This window comes from Synechococcus sp. Cu2B8-bc1011, assembly GCF_047302735.1.
Taxonomy (GTDB): Bacteria; Cyanobacteriota; Cyanobacteriia; order PCC-6307; family Cyanobiaceae; genus Synechococcus_C.
In genome coordinates, this window is sequence record NZ_CP138915.1 from 540,921 (window position 1) to 567,222 (window position 26,302).

Here is a 26,302-nt window from a genome sequence, read left to right on the forward strand (position 1 = left end):
ATGTAGAGATGACATGCAAGTAAATCGCCCACTCGACCTCATAGGTCGCCGTTTCTTGAACCGCTCCGGCACTGCACTGATCGGCATTGCAGCCGCTTGCAGTCTTACTGCCTGCTCGTCGAGCGATCAGGGAACTGGCAAACAACAAGGCCGTCTCTCCGCTGCAGGGGCATCGTTTCCGGCGGCGATTTACCAGCGCTGGTTCCAAGATCTGGCACCTCAAGGAATCCAGGTCAACTATCAATCCGTTGGATCCGGAGCAGGAGTCCGTCAATTCACGGCAGGCACGATTGATTTCGGGGCTTCTGATAAGCCCATGCAAGCCGAAGCTATTACCAAAGTGAGTCGCGGCGTCGTCCAAGTTCCGATGACAGCGGGTGCCATTGCTGTGGCGTATCACAATCCCGGCTGTGAATTGAAGCTCACCCGTGAACAACTGGCTGGAATCTTTTTAGGCACCATCAGCAACTACAGCGCATTGGGCTGCCCAGACAAAGCCATCAAGGTGGTCTATCGCTCTGATGGCTCTGGCACGACGTACAACTTCACCAAGCACCTCTCTGCCATTAGTCCGGAATGGAAAAACAGTGTTGGCGCGAGCAAATCCGTGCAATGGCCTACGGGTGTGGGAGCCAGAGGCAATGAAGGTGTCGCTGCCCAACTCACCCAGATCGATGGCGGCGTGGGCTACGTCGAGCTCGCCTACGTCAAAGGCGATCTACAGGCGGCAGCCATTCAAAACGGATCCGGAAAAAAGGTGACGCCAACCAATGCCACAGCAAGTAGAGCCCTGGGTTCGATCGATCTAGGACCCGATCTGATTGGTAGCAATGCCAACCCAATGCACGGTTATCCCATCGTGACCTTCTCGTGGGTGCTTGCTTACGCCACCGGGAACGGAAGCAACACAGCTGTACTCAAATCAACATTCGATTACATGTTGTCTGAGGAATCACAGGCGAAAGCACCTGAGCTGGGCTACATCTCTCTTCCCCCAGAGGTGATCGTTCAAGCCAAGGCAGCAGCTAACACGATCAAGGAATAACAGAAATCAACTGGATAAAAACACAAAAAAAGGGGGACTAAAGCCCCCCCTTTTTATATTCTTATTGGATCAAAAACCAAGACCTGAGTTACTTAGTTTCAGTAAATTCGGCATCGATAACATCATCTCCAGCATTACTAGATCCATCAGCAGAGTTACCAGAAGCAGCACCCTCCTCACCGGAAGCTGCTGCTTCTGCACCAGCCTGTTGGTAGACAGATGCACCAACGGTGTAGAGCTCTTGCTGTAGCTCTTCAAGAAGAGTCTTCATCGAGTCAAAGTCCTCTTTTTCCGTTGCTTCCTTGAGCTTGGTGGACTTCTCTTCAACCTTGGCCTTGGCCTCAGCATCAACTTTGTCGCCCAGTTCAGCCAACTGCTTTTCAGCCTGATACACGAGAGTTTCAGCCTGATTCTTCAGGTCGATCTTCTCGCGCTTCTCCTTATCAGCACTGGCATTACTCTCGGCATCCTTCACCATCTTCTCGACTTCATTGTCAGAGAGAGTGGAGGCTCCGGTGATCGAAATCGACTGCTCTTTGCCGCTGCCCTTGTCCTTCGCAGTCACGCTCAAGATGCCGTTGGCGTCAATATCGAACGTGACTTCGATCTGAGGCACACCGCGAGGGGCGGCAGGAATCCCATCGAGACGGAAGGTCCCCAAACTCTTGTTGTCTGAGGCCATCTCGCGCTCACCCTGGAGCACGTGAATCTCAACGTTGGTTTGACCATCCACAGCAGTGGAGTAGGTCTCTGATTTTTTAGTTGGAACGGTGGTGTTCCTCGTGATCATTTTTGTCATCACACCGCCAAGCGTCTCGACGCCCAGGGATAGGGGTGTGACGTCCAGCAGCAGGATGTCCTTGACTTCTCCAGCCAACACACCGCCTTGAATGGCGGCTCCAATCGCCACCACCTCATCAGGGTTCACGGTCTGATTGGGGTCCTTGCCGGTAGTGCGCTTCACAAGCTCAAGCACAGCTGGGATCCGAGTGGATCCACCCACCATCACAATCTCGTCAAGCTCACTCGATGAAAGCTTGGCGTCTTTCAAAGCTTGCTCAACCGGGATGCGACAACGATCGATCAACGTGGAAGCCAGCTCCTCAAACTTGCCGCGTGTCAGGGTGAGATCAAGGTGCTTAGGGCCTTCCGGAGTCGCCGTAATAAAAGGCAGATTGATTTCGCTCTGGGTCGCACTCGAAAGCTCAATTTTCGCCTTCTCAGCAGCTTCAGTCAGACGCTGCAGAGCCTGCTTGTCCTGACGAAGATCGATGCCTTCATTGGATTTGAAGCTGTCGGCGAGGTGGTCAACAATCACCTTGTCGAAATCATCACCACCAAGGTGCGTGTCACCCGAAGTGGAGAGCACTTCAAACACTCCATCTCCAACTTCCAGCACAGACACATCAAAGGTGCCGCCACCAAGGTCGAACACGAGGATGCGCTCATTGCTCTTTTTGTCGAGGCCGTAGGCCAGCGCCGCGGCCGTGGGCTCGTTGATGATGCGCAGGACTTCCAGACCGGCAATCTTTCCAGCGTCTTTTGTGGCCTGGCGCTGGGAATCGTTGAAATAAGCGGGAACAGTAATAACCGCTTGAGTCACAGTTTCACCGAGGTACTTACCAGCATCTTCAGCAAGTTTGCGCAGCACTTGGGCGCTCACCTCCTCAGGGGCGAACTGCTTCTCGAGAACAGGACACTTAACTTTGACGTTGGATCCCGATTTCTCGACCGAATAACTCACCTCTTTGGATTCTTCATTCACCTCGTCTACACGACGTCCAATGAAACGTTTGACGGAATAAAACGTGTTGTCGGTGTTCATCACCGCTTGACGCTTCGCGATCTGACCGACCAGTTGATCCTGATTTTTTGTGTAGGCCACCACCGATGGAGTGGTGCGGAAGCCCTCAGCATTGGCGATCACGGTGGGCTTGCCGCCCTCCATCACCGAGACACAACTGTTGGTGGTACCTAAATCAATGCCGACAACCTTGCCCATCAGTGCCCTCCTATCCCTCGAAAAAATGTGACTAGAACACGTGCATCTTCGTCAGAGACATCGCCAAGAGGCGAGGTGTGGTTCCCGAACAGCCCGAACGGCAGGCTGGTCATGGCCTGTCAAACAAAGGAATGATCAGCGGAAACACGGCACTGGTCGCACTGTTGGGACAACCAGTCAGTCACTCACTCTCACCGGCCATGCAAAACGCAGCCCTAAAGGCGATGGGCCTCGACTGGAGCTTCCTGGCACTGCCATGCAGCGCTGATGATCTCGCCACCGTGCTTCAAGGACTGGAGGCCGTGGGGTGCCGTGGGCTCAACGTCACCATCCCCCATAAGCAGGCCGTCTCCCAGCTCTGTAAAGAACTCAGTCCGCTGGCCCAACGGCTCGGCGCCGTTAACACCATGACTCCATTGCCCAGTGGTGGCTGGCACGGGCACAACACTGATGTAGAGGGATTTGTAGCCCCGCTCCTGCACAACAACGCCAACTGGAGCGGAACGCGAACTGTGGTGTTGGGATGTGGCGGCAGCGCCCGAGCAGTTGTAGCGGGATTGCAGGACTTAAACCCAAGCGAAATCACAATCGTGGGTCGTCGAGATCAAACACTCCAACCGTTTTGCAGCGATCTTCAGCAAGGAAGACCAGCCCACAGCGTCCAGTTACAACCTCTTTTAGACAACGACCCACAACTTCAAACCCGAATTCAGCAAGCGGATCTGGTGGTCAACACCACCCCCATTGGAATGAGCAGCCATCAGCCTGATCAAGGCCCCGTTCTGCCACTCGGCGAGGACATCTGGAACAACCTCACCGCTCACACCGTTCTCTACGACTTGATCTACACACCACGACCCACGCCATGGCTTCAGCGCGGGGAAGCGTTGGGCTGCCGCACCTATGACGGCCTGGAGATGCTCGTCCAGCAAGGGGCCGCCGCTCTCCGATCTTGGAGCGGTGTCGATGAGGTTCCTGTCAACGCGATGCGGGAAGCAGCGCTCAAAAACCTGAGCCATCCCTAAACGCGACCTAGCCTTGAAGCATTCACCAACTTCAACCTGTGCCCATCCCCATCTGGCAGCGCCTGCTTGGTTTGTTGGTTTACGTCTTGCCATGGAGCGATGCCATCCCCATCGGCCAACATCTGCTCATTCAGTTCCCTGTGCTGCAGTGGCTGACCCTGCCGGCCTTGCCTCTGTTCATTTTGGAACGGGGAATTCCTTTCGGTCTTGGAAATCTTCTGTTGTTTTTCTTGCTGTTCTTAGCGGTGGTGAGGAATCCAAATGTCCCTTACTTCATTCGCTTCAACACCTTGCAAGCGCTGTTGGTTGACATCGTGGTCGTACTGATTGGTTATGCCTTCACCATCCTGCTGCCCATCGGTGGCGGACTGATGATGCGCACGCTCTCCAGCACTGTGGTGGTGGGTGTTCTGGCTGTTGTGATCTTTGCCTTAATCGAGTGTTCTCGAGGTCGTGAGCCGGACCTGCCGGGCTTGAGTCAAGCGGTTCGAATGCAGTTGTACTGATCCCCATAGCACCAGGCGATATGGTGGTGGATCCGTCGCTCATTCACTGAGCCTTCAGTCCCCGTCGGATCTGTCTCCATGACCCAACAGCCTTACTACGAGACCATGTACATCCTCCGTCCGGACATCCCGGAAGAGGAAGTTGAGTCTCACGTGACCAAGTACCGCGACATTTTGACTGAGGCGGGTGCCGAGGTTCTCGACAATCAAATGCGCGGTAAGCGTCGTCTGGCCTATCCGATCGCCAAGCACAAGGAAGGCATCTACGTGCAGCTGAGCCATAACGGTGATGGCCAACAAGTGGGCGTTATCGAAAAAGCAATGCGCCTCAGTGAAGATGTGATTCGCTATCTCACCGTGAAGCAAGAAGGCCCGTTGCCTGCTCCTCGCGTCGCGCCTGGAACAGAAGCACCTGCCGAACCTGAAGCGGCTGCTCCTGCCTGACGGCCATTGTGCAAGCCATGGACGGGCGATAACGTCCGCCTATGGCGCATCAGGACTCCAACTATTGCTCACCACCCCCAGCCTGGAAAGCCGCTCGACCGCCCAGTGGTGATGTCGAAGCTCTCAGAGAGAGAGTGCATGAACTTGAAGAGCAGATCAGGGACTACGAAACGCTACTGAGCGAGCTCCCCGAGCTCTTTGAACGCAAATTCCAACAGAGATTGGAGCCACTCCTGGAGCGTTATCGGTTGTTGGCTCAGGCTCAACAACTCAATGCTGCACCGCCCGAAGCTGAGATTGTCCCCCTGCCCTTACGCGCCGATCGACAAGGGCAGCAGCGGCACAACATCGCAGCCTGATCTCAACGCCGATGCTTGGCGGCCCACAAGCGTGTGGGCAATCCCCAGACGTAGATAAAACCTTCCGCAGCACGATGATCGAATTTGTCTTCGCTGCCGTATGAGGCCATCTCGGGAACGTACAAACTGTTGTCGGTGGAAGCTCTTCCAATCACCGTGGCATTGCCCTTGTGAAGCTTCAGGCGCACAACCCCATTCACATGAACCTGGGTGCGATCCATGAAGCCATCAAGAGCCTCTTTGAGAGGACCAAACCAAAGGCCTTGATAGACGAGATCTGCCCATTGCATCTCGAGCTGGCGCTTGGTCCGCAAGACATCGGCAGCAAGGGTGAGACTCTCCAACTCCTGATGCGCCTGAATCAAGAGCAGCAATCCAGGCGTTTCGTAAATCTCCCGACTTTTAATTCCCACCACACGGTTCTCGATCATGTCGAGACGTCCAATGCCATGGGTGCCTGCCAAGCGGTTGGCTTCCCGGATCAGCGACACGGGCTCCAGCCTTGTGTCATTGATTGCTACGGGATTACCAGCTTCAAACTGGATCTCGATCTCCTCGGGATCATTCGGGGTTTGATCCACGGAAAGGGTCATCGCAAAGACCTCTTCCGGTGGGGCCACCATCGGGTCTTCCAAGGGACCAGCTTCAATGCTGCGCCCGAGCAGATTGAGATCGATCGAATACGGGGATTTTTTACTCACGGGAGATGGCATGCCGAACCGCTCGCCATAGGCAATCGTTTCCTCCCGGCTCATGCCCCATTCACGCGCTGGCGTTAAAACCTTTAAATCGGGTGCAAGCGATGCAATCGCCACATCAAAACGCACCTGATCGTTGCCCTTGCCGGTGCAGCCATGGGCCACAGCATCAGCTCCTACCTCTCGTGCCACCTCCACGAGACGACGAGCGATCAAAGGGCGCGCCAACGCCGTTGAGAGGGGATACCGACCCTCATAAAGAGCATTCGCGCGAATCGCAGGAAAGGCGAATTCCTCGATAAAGGGCTTAATCAGATCACCAACCAAAGACTGACTCGCTCCCGCCTCGAGTGCTTTGAGTCGTATCGGCTCCAGTTCATCGCCCTGACCGAGATCAGCGGCGAAGGTGATCACCTCCTCCACACCCCATTCCTGCTTGAGGTAAGGGATGCAGACGCTGGTGTCCACCCCACCGGAGTAGGCGAGAACGACCTTGGTTGCGCGTCCCATCAGGTGGACTCCTGCTCTGAATCAGATTGCACTGATTCTCTACTCCCGCCGACCCGCTGGACCGATTGGGGAGCCAAACGAGCAAGCCAAAACAGCCAAAGCGCCATGAAAAAGGCTGGAGTCAACAACAGTGCAAGCACCGGAACCGTGGACACCACCAGCGGATCTGGATGCAAGCGCCCCCATTTCCACAGACCAAAACTCAGTAACAAAGCCCCGCCCCACACAGAGAGGAGCAGCCAAACCTTGGCCAAGAGACGTCCTCAAGACTGCACTGAACTATGATGATCGATTACGGAACTGGACAGTGTCGTCTGAGTTGAGCGCCCTCGACAACATCAATCCAGCTCTCACGCGTTATGGGCGGCAAGAACCAGCACCGGTGCTGCCTCTTCGCGAAGAGCCCGATTTACTGAGCTGGCTGGAAACAAGCGGTCGGCTTGTCGAAGACGAAGAGTCCAGCACAGCTGAAGTGAGCACAGTGGAAGAGGAAGAGCTCTCTGCTCTCATGGGCGAGAAAGAGGATTACAACGCTGCCGATGAGCAAACAGAAGAGAATTGGGAAGATTGATTTAAGGTCCCTGCCCTAAGGCGTTAATGGAACGGGACGTGAACGACGCACAAGAGACTTCCCGCCCCCTCGATGGGAAAGTCTCTGCAGGTGTGCTGGCGGTTGTTGTGTATGCAGCAGCATTTGCATCAGACCGCTGGATCCCCAATAGCCTCCTAAGCCTCCCCTTGCTGATTGCGACGCTGATCGCTGCAATTGTGACCTGGTGGGGTGTACCAAAGTTGCGTGGCTTAAAGCTCGGGCAAGTGATCCGAGAAGAGGGACCCCAGGCCCATCTCAGCAAATCAGGAACCCCCACAATGGGCGGACTCCTGGTGGTGCCGGTCGGCGTGATCGTGGGCGGCCTCATCAGCTGGAGCGGTCAAGCCGCTGAACAACTTTTAGCTGTGGCGTTCATCACACTCGCCTACATGGTGGTGGGTGGAATTGACGATTGGCGCAGTCTCACCAAACACACCAACACCGGTTTAACGCCACGCGGCAAATTACTTCTTCAAGCCTTGGCGGCCGTGATCTTTCTGATCTGGGCCGGAATGCGCGGTTGGATCAGTGGTGATGTGGCCTTGCCGTTTGACATCAATCTTCCCTTCAGCTGGCTGATTTGGCCGCTCGCAGTCTTTGTGTTTTTGGCGGAAAGCAACGCCACAAACCTCACCGATGGCCTGGATGGTCTTGCCGCCGGCTGCGGTGCCTTGGTCTTCACAGGCATGGCACTCCAGCTCACACTGCGCGGAAACAGCGGAGATCCAAGCCTTGCTGGGTTCTGCATGGCCATGGCGGGCTGTTGGCTTGGTTTTCTTGTGCACAATCGCAATCCAGCCAAAGTGTTCATGGGAGACACCGGGTCTCTGGCTATGGGAGCGGCTCTCACCGCTGTGGCCTTGCTGACAAACAGCCTTTGGCCTTTGTTGGTGATGGGTGGAGTCTTCCTGGCGGAATCTCTCTCCGTAATTATTCAGGTGTGGGTTTTTAAAGCAACCAAAGGTGCTGATGGAGTTGGGCGAAGAGTGTTCCGCATGTCACCCCTTCACCACCACTTCGAATTGGGGGGTACACCAGAGCAACTCGTGGTGCCTGGATTTTGGATCGCAACAGCGGCTCTTGTCCTCATCGGAATCATGCTTCGACCTCTGTGATGGCCTGCATTCAACAGAAGGTGAAATAAAGTTTAGAACAGCCAGAGAATTCATTATTTTTTATACCTTAAAAACAATGAAAAGATATCGGCACTTAAAAATTCACGCCCAAACAACACCATAACCCACGAAAACAATCCAACAAAACATCTAAACATCACAAAACAACAACCTAAGAAACCGAGAAATTATTACCCAACAACACTAAAATAGAAAAACAATTTAAACCATAACATCTCAGAATGCTAACTGAAAGGCCACAAGGAAACCCATTACACTCTGAATCGCATATTCCGTAAAACTTACAATTCCAAGGGGTGTTTTGGTATTACCTCCTACACAAGCACAATTCAAAGCCAACTTATCAATATAAACAGCTTTTATAACAGATACCATTCCCTGTACACCAACAATAAAAGCAACCCAACCTGCAATCAAAAGGGGAGGTTCATATAAAAATCCTAAACCAATGAGTAACTCGACCCCTGGGAAAAGCTTTCCCCATATGGGTACACGCTGGGTGAGAAGATCATATTTCACAAAACTATTGGCAAAGGATTCAACATCCATGAGCTTGAGCATCGCTAAAGCACAGATGGAAAAACCCATAAAGTGCTGGATCATGCTGTCGCCAAGAACAATGGCCATCAGCAAAGCCGTGCCAAAGACGGCTATCACCGGTGTATAGGAATAATCAACCCCTTGCACATCCTCACCAAGTAAAGCTGCTAAATCGCTGTAACCACCAATTCGTTCTGTACCACTGAAAATCTGTGGCGTCGTAGGGACTCCATAGCGCTGCTTAAAAGCATCAACCTGTTCCTGACTGGTCAAACGATGATCTTCGAAGTGGATCTGTCGCTTTTGCAACAACTCAATCGCTTTCAGACCCCATGGACATTCATGATCTGGCATCGACATTCGATAAAGTTGAACATCACTTAACAATTGAGAAGACATCACTGATCCAGACTCTGTATAGATCGTAGCCATACCTTTTCAAATCGACTACAACCATTGCGGAAAAACGATTTAGAAATTATCCTTCGGATGAATAGCAATCAGCAATTCCAATCACTAAGAGTTCACTGTTACACAAATCTCCTGTATTCAAAGATCTTCAACAATTCGATTAAGTATTTCACTTGCGACAACCATAAAATCAACACAACAATTGATTAGCTGAAATCCAAGACAATTAAAAACATGCTTCTACATCAACCAGGAGGCATCTCCAAAGCAATTTCAATCCTCTGCTAAATCTTTGACTCATACCATGCCCACAGCCATACGTGTCTTACTTCACTTGGAAAGAAGCTGGTCTCACGCGTGATTGCACCAGCCTTGAAGCCATGGCCTCCCGCTTTGAAGAAGCAGCCAGCCTGATGCGCCGCATGGCACAACAGGGCTTTGAGCTCAACTCACAAGGACATCAACAACGCATCACCCATAGCGATGCCGAAGTCTTTGAGTCTTGGGGCTTTGTCAATGAAGAACCTGCCTTCCGCCAGCTCACCTTGATCAGCGATCCAACCTTTGGATCTCCTTCAAACTGATCAGCCGCGACGGAATTCACCGATCACCCAAACCAAAACAAAAACCAAGGACGACACACCTAGATAAATCAAAACCCATTTTTGAATGGTGGCGATCTCCAAACCAAACAGCAGACCATTGGCCGCGTCTCCAGCCGTTGTAAACGCAAGCGGCAAAGGCATGAGGGCAGAGCGAGAAGATCAAGCCATGCTGCCTTGAAACCCGCCATGACGAAATTCCCAAAAACAGTGATGCTGCTCGGCAGCGGCGAACTGGGCAAAGAGGTGGCGATCGCCGCCCAGAGACTGGGTTGCCATGTCATCGCCTGCGACCGTTACGCCGATGCGCCAGCCATGCAGGTAGCAGATCTGGCCGAGGTGCTGACCATGACCGATCCAAACGCCCTCAAGGCGGTTGTCAACAAGCATCAGCCGGATGTGCTGATCCCAGAAATCGAAGCGCTGGCAGTGGATGCCTTGCAAGCACTGGAAGACATCGGCATCTGCGTGATTCCCACGGCCAGGGCCACTGCAGTCACGATGAATCGCGACCGAATCAGGAATCTTGCTGCGGGTGAACTCGGACTACGCACCGCACGCTTTGCCTATGCCTCCGATGCACAGGAGCTCCAGCGTGCTGCCGGACCATTGGGTTGGCCCGTAGTCGTCAAACCAGTGATGAGTTCCTCGGGAAAAGGCCAGAGCGTGGTTCACTCAGCTGCTGAATTAGATCAGGCCTGGACGATCGCTATGGCAGGAGCCCGAGGCAGTTCCGCCCAGGTGATCGTGGAGGAATTTCTTGATTTTGATCTTGAAATCACCCTGCTCACCATCCGTCAACACGATGGAACCACCCTGTTTTGCCCACCGATTGGTCATCAGCAAGCCAATGGCGACTACCAATGCAGTTGGCAGCCTGCGTCAATCTCGCCCACCCAACTGCAACAAGCCCAAACGATGGCCCGAACCGTCACCGACAACCTTGGCGGTGCTGGTCTGTTTGGAGTGGAGTTTTTCTTGTGCGGCGATGACGTGGTGTTTTCCGAGCTCTCACCACGACCGCATGACACCGGCCTCGTGACCCTGATCAGCCAAAACCTAAGCGAATTCGATCTGCATCTCCGGGCCGTATTGGGACTACCCATCCCCTCGATCACTGCTGCCGATGCTGCGGCAAGCCGCGTCATCCTGGCCGAAAGCCAGGGGCACCATGTTCAATTCAGTGGTGTGGAACAAGCCCTCACGGAGCCAGACACCAATCTTTTGCTCTTTGGCAAACGAGAGGCTCGGCCAGGGCGTCGGATGGGCGTTGCTTTAGCCCGCGGAACCCAGATCAACGCAGCTTTAGCCAAGGCAGACCGCTGTGCAGCGGCAGTGAAGGTTCAGGTCAAGGATTGATCATGCCGGGCTCGTCCGCCCAAGAACCGATAGTGCTGAATGCCCTCCAGCACGCCAGGTAATTGGGCGCGAGTCGCAAAGTACACACGCTGTTGCTGTCGAAAATCATCCAAACAAGGATCGTGATCGCCCAAAACAACGGCGGCGGGTCGACCGCAAACCAACTCGCCATCACCTTGCTCACTGGCCACAACCAACATCTGCTCCAGTGGAAGGCCCCAGCGCAAAGCGAGAAAACGGATCGCTTCGCTGCGGGATGCGCGCAGGGGCAGCACATCTAAAAACCAATGACACCGCAACTGAGGACGCGCCGCCTGATGGCGTTGGCGCAAACGTTGTCGGATCAAGGGAAGGATCTCTTCACCAGCATCGAGAATCGTGTAGCTCAACTTGAAAGGACCTTGCTGATCAGGCCGCTGCAATGCAATGTGATCGGTGAGGTCAGCCAGTGCACTTTCCACACCTGCGCGGTCCCAATCCACTCCAATCTGAGCCGACCAAAACAAATCAGGTTCACTCTCCTGGCCGTAGTGAATCTCCGTACCAGCCCCAGTGATCCAAACCTTGGGTTCCGGTAACAGCAGCTCCCCAAAACGTTGTCTGGCGGCAGGCAAGGAGCGGCCGGACAGAATCCCTAAAGCACAACGGTCGAGCTGCTCACGCAAAACCTTGAGTGCATCACCATCCGGCTGTTCCAAATTGCTGTCGAGATCAAGCAACAGCAAACGGTCGCCCAAAGGCCGGAAACCTCCAGTGGAGGCGGTCTGACTGGATGGAAGCGCGATTGGCTGGGTCACCGCCATCAGACGCTCCTGCATCAAAGCCAGGTAAGAACAAACGTGGGCGTCCCAGCTGAAGTGGCGACTCACCGCCTCCACGCCGTTGTCACTCCAGCGGCTCCAGCGTTGAAGATCAGAACCCGCACACTCCAAAGCATCTTGAAGGGCCTCTCGATCCGTCACATCTGCGAGTAAGCCATTGTCACAGCGAGCGAGGATGTCCCGAGGACCTCCGTCATCGGTCGCAACCATCGGCAATCCGCAAGCGGCTGCTTCCAACAAAGTGAGTCCAAAAGGCTCTGTGAGCGCAGGATTCACAAAGAGGCCGCGGCGCTTGGCAGCCCAGCGATAGATGGCAGGAATCTGATCGCGACGATGCTGCTTGGGATAGGCAATACGGCCATAGAGGTCATAGCGATCAACGAGATCAAACACCTGCTGAAACACATCGCGCTGCTGTTTCTCCATCTGCCGGGGATCCTCCCGACAGCCGAGCACCAGCACCAAATTGTGTCGCTGCCGTAAAACAGCAGACCGACCGAACGCCTCAACCAGAGCGGGAATGTTCTTGCGACGAACAGCCCTAGAAATCGCTAACAGCGGTGGAAGGTCAGGCTGTCGCAAGAAAGGAGTTAAGAGCTCATCCACTTCACGAGCCTCAGCGGCCTGTAAGCCGGGGTGAAAACGGCGTGCATCGACACCGGGAGGAACCACCTGAGCGCGTTCAGCGCGAAATCTGCCGTAACGGGAATACTGCTGATCACATTCCTGGCGCGTACTGGTGATCACCAGATCGGCATGAGCCAGCGCTAACTCCTCCGCATCAATGCGACGGCTGATCGAATAGGTCTGCTCGAGCTGTTGATGGTCCCCACCTCCAGCTAAGAGGCGACGCTGCTTCTCACGACCAAGAGAATGCCCTGTGAACACCAAGGGAATGCCAAGACGACGACTGAGCAATGCTCCGACGTAACCAGCATCGGCGTAATGCGCATGAATCCAATCAGGTCGATTTTCGGGTTTCTGAAGGTGCACCGCCAGCTGATCCGCCAGGTCCTCGAGATAGGGCCAAAGCAATTCCTTGCGTAGATAGCGCTTAGGGCCGAAAGCAAAACGCTGGATGCCGGCACCGGCAGCAATCGCTTCCACTGGCTGGGCGTAATCAGCTGAAACCCGTCGGTCCTGAATCAGCCGAGTCACCACATCAACGCGATCCACTTCGGCCCGAGCCGCAAGGCTGCGCACCAGTTCGAGCACATAGAGGGTTTGACCTCCGGTATCAGCGTCCCGTCCCAGCTCCAAATCATGGGAGCGAAACAGTCCGTGAAGATGAAGATGAAGAAGCCGAAAACCCACAATCAACCCTCAACGGAACAAGACATCAGGTAGACGTCTTGATTAAGGGTTAAGGCGTTCAAACAAGTTCAAAGTTGAAGACATCCTTAGAAATCAGCAGCTAAAAGCGTTTACTTCGGTTAAAAGCCAGGCAGAAACTGGATCTTCCGCTTTCAACCCAGCAACGAGCAATCACAAACTGATTATGAAATGCAACGCAAAACAGTGGAAATCGATCAGCTTGTTCTGATGATTTGAAGACGACGTTTTCAGAAAAGGGGTTTTTTAGAGCTGTCCAGTGACATCCACCAAAGGAACGGTCGTATTCCCCCAACCGCCTCCACTAAAGGTGTAGGGCGACGGAACAGCCAGCTGTTGATTGATCCAAGCCAAGATCATCGGCCCAAGAATCGGAGATTCCTTCTGATCCGCAGGCGCCCACAGATTGAAATGGCTACCACCTGAAGCGAGAACAAGACGATGACCATTCGCCAATGGCTTCCCTCCCTTCAATGGCACCACTGCCTCAGGATCGGAGGGAACCACCCAATCTTTGGTTCCACTCACCAACAAGACCTTTGCCTGCAGGGAAGGGCCGCTCGACTCATCAAAAAGAAGCCTCATTGGTGGACTGACCGCGATCGCTGCCCTGACACGGGGGTCAGCCAGTGATCCCTGATCAGCTCCTGACAACCAGCTGCATTGCAAGACCCAACTCAGATTTCGATCTGGATCACGAGGATCCTGACAACGCGTTTTCAACTTCCTGCTGGTGGTCTGCAAACCACCGAGTTGCAACGCCGTTGTGGCACCCCATGAATGCCCCACAACCGCTACTGCATCAATAGCGATCTGTTGTCCCTTCAACAGGGTGCCAGCTTCCACTCCATCCAAAAGAGCTGAAACATCGAGAGGACGGAAACGAAGCTCCTCAGAACTGGGTGGAGCTGAGGCTCCATCGAATAATTGCTTTTGCTGCTTAGCGTCGCTTCCTGGATGATCTGGAAGAAACACGGTGTATCCATTAGCAGCCAACAACCGGCCCCAGCCTTCAAAACTGCTCGGCTCATCCCACAATCCATGAGAAATCACCACAAGCTTTCCGTTGGATGTGCGCTGTGGCGTCAACACAGTGATGTCGAGTGGCTCAGGGCGATGGCTCACCGCAAAGCGAATCTCAGAGCGTGTCCAACCCTCAGACCACGATTCAGCCAGTGACTTCGGAGCAGCAGCCGTCGCTGTTCCTTGCTTCACGAGGGCGCGGGCATCATCCTGATTGGCCTGCAAGCGTTTGGCGTAATAAGCCAAAGCCTGAAAGTCGATCGTTAGGGACTCGCCTGGAACGCGTCTAAGCAAGCCCAGCAGATTGGGCTCACCATCGCGATAGGCGGCTTGAAGAGCATCAGACAGAACGCGTCCGCTGGTATCCGCGGGCAAACCTTTCACCTTCACCAACTCGGACGCCGCCAATAAGGCTTGCTCCAGCAATGGATGGCCCACAGATTGCTCCAACACGCTCGATGTCCTCTCGGGAAGAGGTGCAGTGAGGAACTGAGCAAGTAGTCGAGACACGGAACCATCGCCGGCTTGATCTAATTCCTGCAAATCAGGATTGGCCTCAATCAACTCCGCCGTTGTGCGTGCCCCCTTCAACTTGAGCGAGACATTGACATCCAAAAGTGGCAGTTCAATCTCGAGTCGTTCGATGGCAGCAACCGATCCAGCCAATGAAACGCTCAATAAGGACGCCAACGCAGCCGCACGAACGCCATCAATACATCGATCAAAGAAATGAATCATGCCGCCGACTCGATTGATTCAGGTGGATGCTGCTCCAAGACTTGCTTGAGGTAACGACCCGTGTGGCTTGTTTCATGTTGAGCCACTTCTTCAGGGGTGCCAGTTACAACAATCTGCCCCCCCTTGTTACCGCCCTCTGGGCCTAAATCAATGATCCAATCCGAACAACGAATCACATCCAGATTGTGCTCAATACAAATCACGGAATTACCTTTGTCAACAAGTCTCTGGATCACATCCATTAATTTGTGAACGTCATAGAAGCTGAGTCCGGTGGTTGGTTCGTCAATCAAATAGAGCGTTTTTCCGGTAGCACGGCGTGATAATTCTGTGGCAAGTTTCACCCGCTGAGCTTCTCCACCAGAAAGGGTGGGAGCTGGCTGACCAAGCTTCACGTATCCCAGACCAACATCAACCAAAGTGGTTAAGCGATCAGCAGCCTGAGGGATCGCAGAAAATACATCAGCGGCCTGCTCCACCGTCATTTCTAAAACATCAGCAATCGTGTGACCTTTGTAAGTGACCTGGAGGGTTTCACGATTAAAACGAGCCCCTTTGCAGACGTCACATTGCACATAGACATCAGGCAAAAAGTTCATTTCAATAACATTTACGCCTTGGCCACGGCAGGCCTCACAACGGCCACCCTTCACATTAAAACTAAATTGACCCACCTGATATCCGCGAGCCTTTGCCTCCACCGTTGCCGCAAAAATCTGACGAATAGGATCAAAAGCTCCTGTGTAAGTGGCGGGATTAGATCGGGGAGTTCGACCAATCGGCGACTGATCGATCACAATCACTTTATCAATCGATTTAAGACCTCGAAGCTCTCCTAATCCTTGAGGAAAAGGAATCTTTCGACCAAGGCCATGTTCAAGCGCTGGATGCAGAAGCTCATTCACTAAAGTGCTTTTTCCACTACCACTCACGCCAGTAATCGACACCAAACGTCCTAGGGGAAACTCCACATTCAATCCTTCAAGATTATTACGGGAGCAGTCGAGAAGTTTCAAACTTCTGGTACCAACATTTCGCCTCTCAGCAGGAGTAGGAATACTCTTATAACCACTTAAATAAGCACCAGTTAAAGAATCCTTAGCCTTCAACAAGTCATCAATCGAACCCTCCGCCACGATGTGACCACCATGGACTCCGGCTCCAGGACCGATATCCACGAGATGGTCAGCAGCGCGGATCGTGTCCTCATCATGTTCAACCACCACCAAGGTATTGCCTAAATCCCGCAGACGTTCAAGCGTGGTCAATAAACGATCGTTGTCTCGCTGATGCAAGCCAATGCTTGGTTCATCGAGAACATAGAGAACCCCTGTTAAGCCAGCACCAATTTGCGTGGCAAGACGGATCCGCTGTGCTTCCCCACCTGACAGCGTCATCGCCGGTCGATCCAAGCTCAAATAATCCAAACCAACGTCAAGCAAAAAACGCAGACGCATCCGGATCTCTTTCAGTACAAGATCTCCGATTTGTATCTGTCGGGAATTCAAGAGGGGCTCAGAACCTTCAGAGCTGCCAACACCCATCAAGCTTTCAACCCTTTCGAGGGTCTGACCCACACTGACCGCTGTCAGATCCGTAATCCGATACGGGCCAACTTTCACTGCAAGCGCCTCAGGCCGCAAGCGCAGTCCAGCGCAACTCTCGCAAGGTACTAGCTCTAAATATTTTTCAAGCTTCTGCCGCTGTGCTTCTCCACTCGCATCACGAAGCTGGCGTTCGAGGATGGGCAAAATTCCTTCAAAGGGTCTCATATAGGTCTGAGACTTTCGATAACGGCTATCCGCCTGAATTTGAATCGGTTCACGACTGCCATTGAGTAAAATATCTTTTTGCTCATCAGTAAGATCTTTCCATGGTGTTTTAATTTCAAACCCAAAAGCTTCACCTACGGAATAAAGAAGAGAGAAATAATACGAGTTATCTTTTTCTGCCCAAGGCACTACAGCGGAATACACAGGCTGGGTCGGATCTGGAACCACCCGTTCAACCGTGAATTTCTTGATGTAACCAATTCCATGACAAACCTCACAGGCTCCATAGGGACTATTGAACGAAAAAAGTCGTGGTGAAAGCTCTTCCATCACCGCCCCATGAACAGGGCATGCATAGTTCTCGGAATAAAGCCTTTCTTTCTCCACACCTTCGGGCAATTCTTCTCCCTTTTTCGGTACCACTTCAACAAGAGCTAACCCATCACCACGTTTCAATGCCGTACGCAAAGAATCATTCAACCGTTCCTGAATTCCTTCTCGAGCGACCAGACGGTCCACCACAACTTCAATGGCGTGCTGATGATTTTTGTCGAGCTCAATGTTGTCTGCCAGCTCACGAACTTCACCATCGATCCGTATCCGTGCAAAGCCTTCAGCAGCTAAACCACTGATCAATTTGCTGTGCGTTCCTTTCTTTCCGCGCACCACCGGAGCTAAAAGTTGATAACGCGTTCCCTCAGGAAGCGTCAAGATCTGATCAACCATTTCATCAATGGTCTGGGGCCGAATGGAACGGCCACATTCAGGGCAATGGGGCTCCCCGGCACGACCAAATAAAAGGCGCAAGTAGTCGTGAATCTCGGTCACGGTGCCAACGGTGGAGCGAGGATTATGGCTGGTTGATTTCTGATCAATTGAAATGGCCGGCGATAGCCCTTCAATGGCATCCACATCTGGTTTATCCACCTGGCCGAGAAACTGACGCGCATACGCAGACAGGCTCTCCACATAGCGACGCTGGCCTTCCGCAAAGATCGTGTCGAACGCTAAGGAACTCTTTCCGCTGCCACTAACACCGGTGAAAACCACCATTTTGTTGCGCGGAATCGTGACATCCACGTTTTTGAGGTTGTGCTGACGGGCACCACGAACCCGAATCACCTCCTCAGGGGACCCCCCACTCAAGGTCTCAGCCTTCAAAGAAACAGCCTTCGACAAGGCGGAATCATCCTTTGCGGTCGGAGCAGGGCGCCCCATACAGAGTCTGTTCAAGAGCCGCTGATTCTAAGGAGACTGCCGCTGTTCAGGCTGCTCGCTGCTCCAGCAAACTCGCCGCATACGCCTGAGCGTCATCAAAATCCCCTCCGGCCAATTCAGCCAATTCTTGGCGTCTGGCCTGAGTGTCCCGCAGATGGGACACTCGCGAGCGTGTTTCTCCATCCGCCACCTCCTTACTGACGCGAAAGTGATGATCTGCTGCTGCGGCTACTAACGGTTGATGGGTCACACAAAACACCTGGCGATGCTTGGCCATCGTTCGCAGCAAGTTGGCCATCTCTCCACTGACGCGACCACTCACACCACTGTCGATCTCGTCGAACAGCAAGGTGCTGGAACCATCCACATCCGCCAGACAGGTTTTAAGAGCCAACAGAAAACGCGACATCTCCCCTCCTGAGGCCACCTCGGCTAAGGGAGCAAGGGGCTGACCTGGATTCGCCGAAAACAAAAAACAAATGGCATCGGCGCCTAGATCCATCGGCTCAACAGCAGAAAGATCCACACGAAAGCGCACATTTTCAAGACCCATCGGCCGCAAATGGGTCATCAATCGCTCCTCCAAGCTCGCTGCGGAAGCTTGTCGCAACATCGTGAGCGACTGGTTGCAGCAATCCCGATGCTTGCGAGCCTCCTGTTCCTGGTGACGCAACACCTCCAAAGCCGCATCGGCACCACCGGCTGCGTTTTGATCGCGAATGGCATCGCGCCGCTCGATCAACACCCTCAGTTCAACGCCGTAACGCCGCTCCAAGCGTTTCAACAAAGCGAGCCGATCCTGCAGCACACCCAATCGTTCTGGATCGCTTTCTAAAGACGCCCCATACACTTCAAGACCCCGAATTAAATCGAGCAAACCTGCCTCCATATCCAGGCATCTCTCAGCAGACACGTTCAATGAAGCGTCAAGGGTCTTCAATTGCTGCAGCTCGTGGCAACAGGCCGTGAGGTGATCCAATGCCGATGGAGCCTGTTCAGCGCCGTCTTGAAGCCGGCCAATCAACACAGCAAGACCTTCGAGCAAGCGCACGCCATGAACCAAACGGTCTTGCTCTTGTTCCAGCTGTTGAATTTCAGCGGGATCGTCAAGGAAAGCGGCCTCGAGTTCCATCAACAACGCGTCTTGTTCCTCCTGCTGTTCCAGAAGACGACGTTGATCGGTCTCAACCTTCAACACCTCGGCATGACAGTTTTGCCAAACCTGCCAAGACTCACGCACGGTTAGTAGACACTGAGCGAGCGGCTCACCTCCCAGTCGATCGATCCAACGACGTTGCTGACCCGAATAAGCAAGCTGCTGGGTTTGGCCCTGCACCGTGAGATCGATCAACAAAGGCCTGAGCTGAAGCAATTGCTGCCGATTCACAACAGTGCCATTCAGTCGTGAGCGGCTGCTCAAGCGTTCGTCCTGACGTCGCCACTCCCGCGACAAAACCAAATCGCCGCCGTCATCATCGAGTTGATGCTCTAAAAGCCACCGCCGCGCAGCATCGTCCGGGGTGAACGTTGCTTCAATCACCGCGCGATCACAACCCGTCCGCACCAACCGACCCGCAGACGTTCCCTGCATGCCGCCCAGTAGGGCGTCGAGTGCATCTAATAAGAGTGACTTGCCTGCACCAGTCTCACCGGTCAACACAGAAAGACCGTGTTCAAACGCCAGCTCCAAGCGCTCGATCAGTGCGATGTTGTCCAGTCTCAGACCGGTCAGCACGGCGAACCCCGAGGTTCCACAAACCGTAGCGACGGCTTCGGTCGTTTAGAAGGGATCACCAACGCAGTGGCGGCTGTGGCACAACACGAACTAGGAGATTTCATTGAGGCCGCCGGTCTGCTCGAGTACGACCCGGCAGCAATCACGCGGATCTATGCCGGCCATCCGCAGCGCCTACTGCGCCGCCTTTGGCAAACCCTTGTCCCCATTGGGCTTTTGCTTCTCGGAATCGGTGTCGACAAACTTCTTGGCCTACTCAGAAACCCTGAACGAGCCCGAAGCAGGGCAAGAGAATTTGCCAATTTGCTCGTTGATCTGGGCCCTGCATTCATCAAGGCTGGCCAGGCACTCTCCACTCGTCCAGACATCGTTCCTCCTGTGCTGCTCGAGGAACTGTCCCAACTCCAAGATCAACTTCCTGGCTTCGATAGCGACCTCGCCATGGCCTGCATCGAGGATGACCTCGGTGCACCAGTGGACAGCATCTATGAGGAACTCGATCGAGAGCCCATCTCCGCGGCGTCTCTTGGTCAGGTACACCAGGGGTATCTCAAAGGCGGCCAAAAAGTCGCCGTCAAAGTGCAACGACCAGGCTTAAGAGAACAAATCACTCTTGACCTTTATATCGTTCGCAACATTGCCGCTTGGCTTAACAGCAACATTGGCCTGATTCGTAGTGATCTTGTTGCACTGATCGACGAATTAGGCAGCCGAGTTTTTGAAGAGATGGATTATCTCAACGAAGCAGCCAATGCAAACAAGTTCCGTGAATTACACAAACAAAATCCACGCATTGCTGTTCCAGAAATCTTTTCCGATGCCACGAGCAGACGGGTCTTAACAATGGAATGGATCGATGGCGTAAAACTTACAAATTTAGAAGCAGTCAGGGAGTTAGGAATTGATCCCGATGACATGGTTGAAGTGGGAGTGAGTTGCAGCTTGCAACAGCTTCTTGAACACGGGTTTTTCCATGCTGATCCTCATCCAGGAAACCTTTTAGCCATGGCCGATGGTCGACTGTGCTATCTCGATTTCGGGATGATGAGTGAGGTCAGCCGCGAATCCCGTACCGGACTCATCCAGGCCGTTGTTCATCTCGTGAATCGTAATTTCGAACAGCTATCCAAAGATTTTGTCACGCTTGGGTTTCTAGCCGAAGACGTGAATTTAGAACCAATCGTTCCTGCCTTTGAATCGGTCTTCAGTCAAGCCATTGAGATGGGCGTGAACCGCATGGATTTTAAAAGCGTGACTGACGATATGTCTGGTGTGATGTACAAATTCCCCTTCCGAGTTCCGCCTTATTACGCCCTGATCATTCGCTCTCTCGTCACGCTTGAAGGCATCGCACTCAGCGTGGATTCAGAGTTCAAAATTCTTGGTGCGGCCTATCCCTATTTCGCTAGACGTTTGATGGAAGATCCAGACCCTCAACTGCGTGAAAGTTTGAAAGAGATGCTGTTCGAAGGTGACGCATTCCGATGGACAAGACTTGAAAACCTTGTCGCAAGCGCAGCGAGTCAAAGTCAACTGGATCTCGACACGTTGCTCGATCAAGTCCTTGATTTTCTGTTTTCAGCCAACGGAGGCATGCTTCGCAATCAATTGGTTGAAGCTGTCGCTGATCGTTTAGATGCCATTGGCTGGACAGCCCTGCAACGGATCGGACGCCGACTGCCGCGGCCTTTGCAACCACCGCTTCTGGTCGATATGGCCCCATCCCTCAACGAAGACAGTTATCTCGACCTTGAACCGATCCGGCAGTTGATCAGCGTTTTACAGCAATTGCCAGGTTTCAATCCTGATCTCGTGTTTAGTCGACTTCCGCGCTTGATTCGTGAACGCGATGCAAGACAAATGGGAGTTGCGCTGGCCCAAGGATTAGCCGAACGCGGAGTTGTCCGCCTCGTCAAAGCAGCGGCGGGAAGTCCGAATTAGATTCCGGCAAATGATCAAGACCATGCCTCGCAGATCCAGCCGCCAAACCATCCTGGCGCTTGGTGCCGCAATCGGTCTCAGCGTTGCATCTGTGCTTCAACCTGCCCATGCAGCCAAGGATGTGGCCCTCGTAAGCGGGGCCTACAAACGGTCGATTGCTGTCAGTGACCTTGTCTATCTCGCAGACACTGGCAAAGCTAAGGGCATTCTTTCTGACATTCTTCGTCTCGGAAAACAGGATCCCAAAGAAGTCGCAAAATTACTGAATCAAAAGCTTGATCTTCCTTTAGTTCTAACCAGTCGTTTGATGTCCACTCGCATTGGAGACGTCATCATCCGTCGTGTCGCATCGATCATTTATCCCCTCAAAGTGCCCGATCCCTCAGTCAGTGTTCCTGCCATCCGAGCCGGTGTGATTAATGGTCTGCAAAAAGAAGAGGGGGGCCTCTCAGTGATCAATTTTCTGGATGCCTATCCCGCAGAGGTCATGGAAGTCAACATTCCCGCCCTGATGGCTTTGATCGAAAAAGCTGAATCCATTGCTGGATTAGTGAAATTCTTCTCCGATTCCCCGCTCGACGGTTTGAAATAAAGCCCTCGTAAAACCCAGCTCCTCGATCCAGACACATAGATTTCTGGAATTGCTGCTCTCTGCGGGTGTCCGTGCTCAAGAACCTCCGCCGGCGTTTCACGGCCAAACCAGTCCTGCAGGACTGGCCAGGCTTGATCGAAGCCTATCGATCCTGGCTTCCCGTTTCCTCAGCCACACCAGTGATCACCCTGCACGAAGGTGCCACTCCGCTCATCCCCGTGCCATCCATTGCGAAACGGATTGGCCGCGGCGTAAAAGTTTTCGTCAAATACGACGGTCTCAATCCCACCGGATCCTTCAAGGATCGCGGGATGACCATGGCGATCAGCAAAGCCAAAGAAGCAGGGTGTGAAGCGGTGATTTGTGCCAGCACTGGCAATACAAGTGCTGCTGCTGCCGCCTATGCCCGTCGAGGCGGAATGCGAGCCTTCGTGTTGATTCCAGACGGATACGTCGCACAGGGGAAACTGGCGCAGGCCCTGGTCTATGGAGCTGAAGTACTGGCGATCCGGGGGAATTTCGACCGTGCTCTCGACATCGTTCGCGAAGCAGCCGAGAAATATCCGATCACCTTGGTGAATTCGGTGAACCCCTACCGCCTGCAAGGACAAAAAACTGCAGCCTTTGAAATCGTCGATGCCTTAGGAGATGCTCCCGACTGGCTGTGCATTCCGATGGGCAACGCCGGCAATATCACGGCCTATTGGATGGGGTTCCAGGAATATCAACAAGCTGGGCGCAGTCGGCGTTTGCCGCGAATGATGGGATTCCAGGCCAGTGGCTCCGCGCCACTGGTGAATGAAACCACCGTGACTGATCCAGAAACAATTGCGACCGCCATTCGCATCGGCAACCCGGTGAACCGAGCAAAGGCCATCGCAGCCCGTCAGGCGAGCAACGGGGCTTTCCTGGATGTCACCGATGCGGAAATCATCGATGCCTACAAACTTCTCGGTGCCCAAGAAGGAATCTTTTGTGAGCCCGCTAGCGCAGCCTCAGTAGCCGGATTAATCAAGCGTGCCGCAGAGGTTCCAGACGGATCCACAGTGGTCTGTGTGTTGACGGGAAATGGTCTGAAAGATCCGGACTGTGCGATCAACAACAACGACGCCGCCTTCTACGCCGATCTTGATCCTGATCTGAGCACCGTGGCCAAGGTGATGGGGTTTTAACGCGTCGCTCCCTTGAAAAACCAAAACACAGCCTGCAGTCGTCTGCATTACCGCCATCGGTTCTGAAGCCCACTTAACAATGTTGATGTCATCCGAATGAGCGGATTCATGGATGTCAACACCTGGATGATCGTTGGCTTCTTATTGGCCGCCTACTCGGTAGTCGCCAACGACTCACTGCAAACCCTCGGCACTTACATCTCTTCCAACAAGACACGCAGCCCCAAAGCGGTGCAGATGCTCTTCATCTGCACAGTCACAATTGCGGTACTGATGCTGGGCTGGTTTCTCAATTATGGGGATCCTGCTTGGGGTCGCCTCAATGTTCCTGGTAAGGAGTTCCCGCTTCCTGAACCCTTTACCTGGGTCTACATCCTTCCTCCCCTCGTCGTGCTGGCTCTCACCCAATGGGGTGCACCCGTGAGCACCTCCTTTCTGGTGCTCTCGACGTTCAAGCCAGCCAATATCGGACAGCTACTGAATAGCTCTCTTACGGGTTACATCGTGGCGTTTGGCGTAGGTCTCATCGCCTACGACCTGGGAATGTGGCTGCTGGAGCGCTGGGTGTTCCAGCAGACGCAAGAAGGCCAAAAGGTCAACAAGATCTGGTATGTCCTGCAGTGGTTTTCCACCGGTTTTCTATGGAGCATGTGGCTGGTGCAGGACCTCGCAAACATTTTTGTTTTCCTACCTCGCCAGCTTGACTTCTTCCCTATGGCGATCTGCACGGCAGTGCTCTGCGTGGGCCTCTGTGTACTGGTCGCCACCGGCGGTGGCCCTCTCCAGGCCGTACTTCGCACCAAGACCAACAGCTCCGATTTGCGCTCGGCCACGGTGATTGATTTCTTCTTTGGTCTCTGCCTGCTCTACAAAGCCTTCCTGTCCACTTTCCCTCTCAGCACCACATGGGTATTCCTGGGGTTAATCGGTGGCCGGGAGGTTGCCCTGCGGGTTAAGGAAAAAGAGTTTGAGTTTGTATTCACCAATCGAGAAGGCGGAAATCTTGGACGGATCATCGGTCATGACCTTTGGAAAGCCTTCGTCGGCCTGGTGGTGAGCCTGGGGATTGCCCTCGGGATTCAAACTCTGGTTTGACTCAGCGGCAGTTGAATTCCCCCATCACTGGATTTCCGAAGGATGCAAAGGATGTCTGCCCCTCGTTGAACCTCCCATCACCATCAAATTGAAGAGGTTCGGGACAGAAAGTGCCTGCGGAATCCACCGATTAACAGCCTTCTAAACCGTGGAAAACCAGGGACAACTCAGCCGCAAAAAGCACCACCGCTTTTCCCCAGGCTGTGAGCAATGGGGAAAAGGGTCAATTGTCCCCATTGCCTCGCTGAGATTCCACAACCGTTTTCAAGTCAAAAGCAAGATAAATACTGGGGTCAAGGACTCTTTCCCTCCTTTCCACAAGACCTACTACGGCTGTTTTAGTAGTTCTTTTAAGAGAATAAAAACAGCCCTAAAGCCGGGGAACACAAAAAAAGCGTGAAACCATTGCGCTTCTCCCAAGCCTGTGAAATTGTGAGGGGAGATTTGTTCACGCCGTTGATTCGGACCTCATGAAATTGGTCTGTTCCCAGGCAGAACTCAACGCAGCTCTGCAGTTGGTCAGTCGAGCTGTCGCTTCGCGTCCAACCCATCCGGTATTGGCCAATGTTTTGCTCACTGCCGATGCCGGCACCGATCGGCTCAGCCTCACAGGATTTGATCTGAATTTGGGAATTCAGACGTCACTCCCTGCTTCAGTCGACACCAGTGGTGCCGTGACATTGCCCGCCCGCTTGCTTGGTGAAATCGTCTCCAAGCTGTCCAGTGATTCGCCGGTTTCATTGTCCAGTGATGCGGGTGCCGAACAGGTTGAGCTCACCAGCTCCAGCGGCAGTTATCAGATGCGAGGAATGCCCGCTGATGATTTTCCTGAGCTCCCACTCGTGGAGAACGGCACAGCCTTACGTGTCGATCCCTCCTCTTTGCTGAAAGCTCTGCGCGCGACCTTGTTCGCAAGTAGTGCTGATGAGGCAAAACAGCTCCTCACAGGAGTTCATCTGCGCTTCAATCAGAAACGTTTGGAGGCCGCATCCACCGACGGGCATCGTCTTGCGATGTTGACGGTTGAGGATGCCTTGCAGGCTGAAATCAATGCTGACGAGTCTGAGCCTGCTGAATTAGCGGTCACGCTTCCGGCACGCTCCCTGCGTGAGGTGGAGCGATTAATGGCGAGCTGGAAAGGCGATGATCCGGTCAGCCTGTTCTGTGAGCGAGGTCAGGTCGTCGTGCTCGCGGCCGATCAGATGGTGACGAGTCGCACCCTGGAAGGGACCTATCCCAATTACCGCCAGCTGATTCCCGATGGTTTTAGCCGCACGATTGATCTGGATCGGCGGGCTTTCATCTCTGCTTTGGAACGCATCGCAGTCTTGGCTGACCAACACAACAATGTGGTCCGGATCGCTACGGAACCAGCCACGGGATTGGTTCAGATCAGTGCTGATGCCCAAGATGTGGGTAGTGGTTCTGAGTCGTTACCGGCCGAGATCAACGGCGATGCCGTACAAATTGCCTTCAATGTGCGTTATGTGCTGGATGGCCTCAAGGCCATGGATTGTGATCGCATCAGGTTGTCTTGCAACGCTCCAACAACGCCGGCGATCCTCACCCCAACCAATGATGAGTCTGGACTCACCTACCTGGTGATGCCTGTTCAGATCCGTTCCTGAAACCGT

Annotated in this window: 23 protein-coding genes; 14 read left to right on the forward strand and 9 right to left on the reverse strand. The window is 53.5% G+C overall.

All coding sequences use genetic code 11. The features are described from left to right. The first annotated feature begins 13 nt into the window (after nucleotides 1-13). Nucleotides 14-1,045: a phosphate ABC transporter substrate-binding protein PstS gene (pstS, locus tag SIC18_RS02810; protein WP_048347578.1), complete on the forward strand. Its 1,032-nt coding sequence runs from the start codon at nucleotides 14-16 to the stop codon at nucleotides 1,043-1,045. Nucleotides 1,046-1,133: 88 nt separating this feature from the next. On the opposite strand, the gene dnaK is transcribed toward pstS, so the two are convergent. Continuing rightward, nucleotides 1,134-3,047 carry a molecular chaperone DnaK gene (gene dnaK, locus SIC18_RS02815; RefSeq protein ID WP_048347579.1) on the reverse strand — a complete coding sequence of 638 codons (1,914 nt, stop codon included), beginning with the start codon at nucleotides 3,045-3,047 and terminating at the stop codon, nucleotides 1,134-1,136. A 131-nt stretch (nucleotides 3,048-3,178) separates the two neighbouring features. On the opposite strand from dnaK, the gene SIC18_RS02820 reads away from it, so the two are divergent. The 4 genes from SIC18_RS02820 to SIC18_RS02835 all read left to right on the forward strand — a co-directional run bounded on the left by SIC18_RS02820 (nucleotide 3,179) and on the right by SIC18_RS02835 (nucleotide 5,381). After that, the gene (locus tag SIC18_RS02820; RefSeq protein WP_413430496.1) at nucleotides 3,179-4,072 is read left to right on the forward strand and encodes a shikimate dehydrogenase; all 894 of its coding nucleotides are present in this window, start codon (nucleotides 3,179-3,181) and stop codon (nucleotides 4,070-4,072) included. A 38-nt stretch (nucleotides 4,073-4,110) separates the two neighbouring features. Continuing rightward, nucleotides 4,111-4,578: a Tic20 family protein gene (locus SIC18_RS02825; RefSeq protein WP_048347580.1), complete on the forward strand. Its 468-nt coding sequence runs from the start codon at nucleotides 4,111-4,113 to the stop codon at nucleotides 4,576-4,578. 78 nt (nucleotides 4,579-4,656) lie between these two features. Next, entirely contained in the window at nucleotides 4,657-5,022 is a 366-nt protein-coding gene (rpsF, locus tag SIC18_RS02830; RefSeq protein ID WP_011620813.1) for a 30S ribosomal protein S6, read from the forward strand. Nucleotides 5,023-5,063: 41 nt separating this feature from the next. Further along, nucleotides 5,064-5,381 (forward strand): hypothetical protein, encoded by a 318-nt coding sequence (locus SIC18_RS02835; protein ID WP_048347581.1) that lies wholly within the window; start codon nucleotides 5,064-5,066, stop codon nucleotides 5,379-5,381. A 2-nt stretch (nucleotides 5,382-5,383) separates the two neighbouring features. Here SIC18_RS02835 and SIC18_RS02840 read toward each other — a convergent pair whose 3' ends face one another. Then, a complete protein-coding gene (locus SIC18_RS02840; protein ID WP_048347582.1) occupies nucleotides 5,384-6,589 on the reverse strand; it encodes an argininosuccinate synthase in 1,206 nt (401 codons plus the stop codon). After that, entirely contained in the window at nucleotides 6,589-6,843 is a 255-nt protein-coding gene (locus SIC18_RS02845; protein ID WP_413430107.1) for a hypothetical protein, read from the reverse strand. Before SIC18_RS02845 ends, SIC18_RS02840 begins: the two co-directional genes overlap by 1 nt. A gap of 53 nt (nucleotides 6,844-6,896) precedes the next feature. Here SIC18_RS02845 and SIC18_RS02850 point away from each other — a divergent pair, with 53 nt between their 5' ends. Together SIC18_RS02850 and mraY are read left to right on the forward strand one after the other, a co-directional pair. Beyond that, entirely contained in the window at nucleotides 6,897-7,160 is a 264-nt protein-coding gene (locus SIC18_RS02850; RefSeq protein WP_048347584.1) for a DUF3134 domain-containing protein, read from the forward strand. A 26-nt stretch (nucleotides 7,161-7,186) separates the two neighbouring features. Next, a complete protein-coding gene (gene mraY, locus SIC18_RS02855; protein ID WP_413430108.1) occupies nucleotides 7,187-8,296 on the forward strand; it encodes a phospho-N-acetylmuramoyl-pentapeptide-transferase in 1,110 nt (369 codons plus the stop codon). A 237-nt stretch (nucleotides 8,297-8,533) separates the two neighbouring features. On the opposite strand, the gene SIC18_RS02860 is transcribed toward mraY, so the two are convergent. Continuing rightward, nucleotides 8,534-9,256: a MauE/DoxX family redox-associated membrane protein gene (locus SIC18_RS02860; protein ID WP_413430109.1), complete on the reverse strand. Its 723-nt coding sequence runs from the start codon at nucleotides 9,254-9,256 to the stop codon at nucleotides 8,534-8,536. Between the two features lie 332 nt (nucleotides 9,257-9,588). Between SIC18_RS02860 and SIC18_RS02865 the strand changes: the two genes are divergently transcribed. After that, complete coding sequence (locus SIC18_RS02865; protein ID WP_048347586.1) at nucleotides 9,589-9,852, forward strand: hypothetical protein; 264 nt, start codon at nucleotides 9,589-9,591, stop codon at nucleotides 9,850-9,852. On the opposite strand, the gene SIC18_RS02870 is transcribed toward SIC18_RS02865, so the two are convergent. After that, nucleotides 9,853-10,014, reverse strand: a complete 162-nt coding sequence (locus SIC18_RS02870) for a hypothetical protein (protein ID WP_048347587.1) — start codon at nucleotides 10,012-10,014, stop codon at nucleotides 9,853-9,855. A gap of 45 nt (nucleotides 10,015-10,059) precedes the next feature. Here SIC18_RS02870 and purT point away from each other — a divergent pair, with 45 nt between their 5' ends. Beyond that, nucleotides 10,060-11,229, forward strand: a complete 1,170-nt coding sequence (purT, locus tag SIC18_RS02875) for a formate-dependent phosphoribosylglycinamide formyltransferase (RefSeq protein ID WP_413430110.1) — start codon at nucleotides 10,060-10,062, stop codon at nucleotides 11,227-11,229. Here the strand turns inward: purT and SIC18_RS02880 are convergent. The 4 genes from SIC18_RS02880 to recN form a co-directional block, all read right to left on the reverse strand. After that, entirely contained in the window at nucleotides 11,214-13,364 is a 2,151-nt protein-coding gene (locus tag SIC18_RS02880) for an HAD family hydrolase (protein WP_048348398.1), read from the reverse strand. The two genes, purT and SIC18_RS02880, sit on opposite strands and share 16 nt — an antisense overlap. A gap of 264 nt (nucleotides 13,365-13,628) precedes the next feature. Further along, nucleotides 13,629-15,143: an alpha/beta hydrolase family protein gene (locus SIC18_RS02885; protein ID WP_413430111.1), complete on the reverse strand. Its 1,515-nt coding sequence runs from the start codon at nucleotides 15,141-15,143 to the stop codon at nucleotides 13,629-13,631. Then, on the reverse strand, nucleotides 15,140-18,133 hold the full coding sequence (gene uvrA, locus SIC18_RS02890; protein WP_048347590.1) for an excinuclease ABC subunit UvrA: 2,994 nt from the start codon (nucleotides 18,131-18,133) through the stop codon (nucleotides 15,140-15,142). The genes SIC18_RS02885 and uvrA overlap by 4 nt, the downstream gene beginning before the upstream one ends. 46 nt (nucleotides 18,134-18,179) lie before the next feature. After that, nucleotides 18,180-19,868 (reverse strand): DNA repair protein RecN, encoded by a 1,689-nt coding sequence (gene recN / locus SIC18_RS02895; protein WP_413430112.1) that lies wholly within the window; start codon nucleotides 19,866-19,868, stop codon nucleotides 18,180-18,182. A 75-nt stretch (nucleotides 19,869-19,943) separates the two neighbouring features. Between recN and SIC18_RS02900 the strand changes: the two genes are divergently transcribed. From SIC18_RS02900 to dnaN, 5 genes are all read left to right on the forward strand, one after another. Further along, the gene (locus SIC18_RS02900; RefSeq protein ID WP_245407378.1) at nucleotides 19,944-21,809 is read left to right on the forward strand and encodes an ABC1 kinase family protein; all 1,866 of its coding nucleotides are present in this window, start codon (nucleotides 19,944-19,946) and stop codon (nucleotides 21,807-21,809) included. Nucleotides 21,810-21,831: 22 nt separating this feature from the next. After that, nucleotides 21,832-22,401 carry an alpha/beta hydrolase gene (locus SIC18_RS02905; protein WP_413430113.1) on the forward strand — a complete coding sequence of 190 codons (570 nt, stop codon included), beginning with the start codon at nucleotides 21,832-21,834 and terminating at the stop codon, nucleotides 22,399-22,401. 65 nt (nucleotides 22,402-22,466) lie between these two features. After that, nucleotides 22,467-23,573: a threonine synthase gene (gene thrC / locus SIC18_RS02910; protein WP_413430114.1), complete on the forward strand. Its 1,107-nt coding sequence runs from the start codon at nucleotides 22,467-22,469 to the stop codon at nucleotides 23,571-23,573. 96 nt (nucleotides 23,574-23,669) lie between these two features. Next, complete coding sequence (locus tag SIC18_RS02915; RefSeq protein WP_413430115.1) at nucleotides 23,670-24,668, forward strand: hypothetical protein; 999 nt, start codon at nucleotides 23,670-23,672, stop codon at nucleotides 24,666-24,668. A gap of 470 nt (nucleotides 24,669-25,138) precedes the next feature. Beyond that, nucleotides 25,139-26,296 carry a DNA polymerase III subunit beta gene (gene dnaN / locus SIC18_RS02920; protein ID WP_048347594.1) on the forward strand — a complete coding sequence of 386 codons (1,158 nt, stop codon included), beginning with the start codon at nucleotides 25,139-25,141 and terminating at the stop codon, nucleotides 26,294-26,296. Nucleotides 26,297-26,302 lie beyond the last annotated feature (6 nt).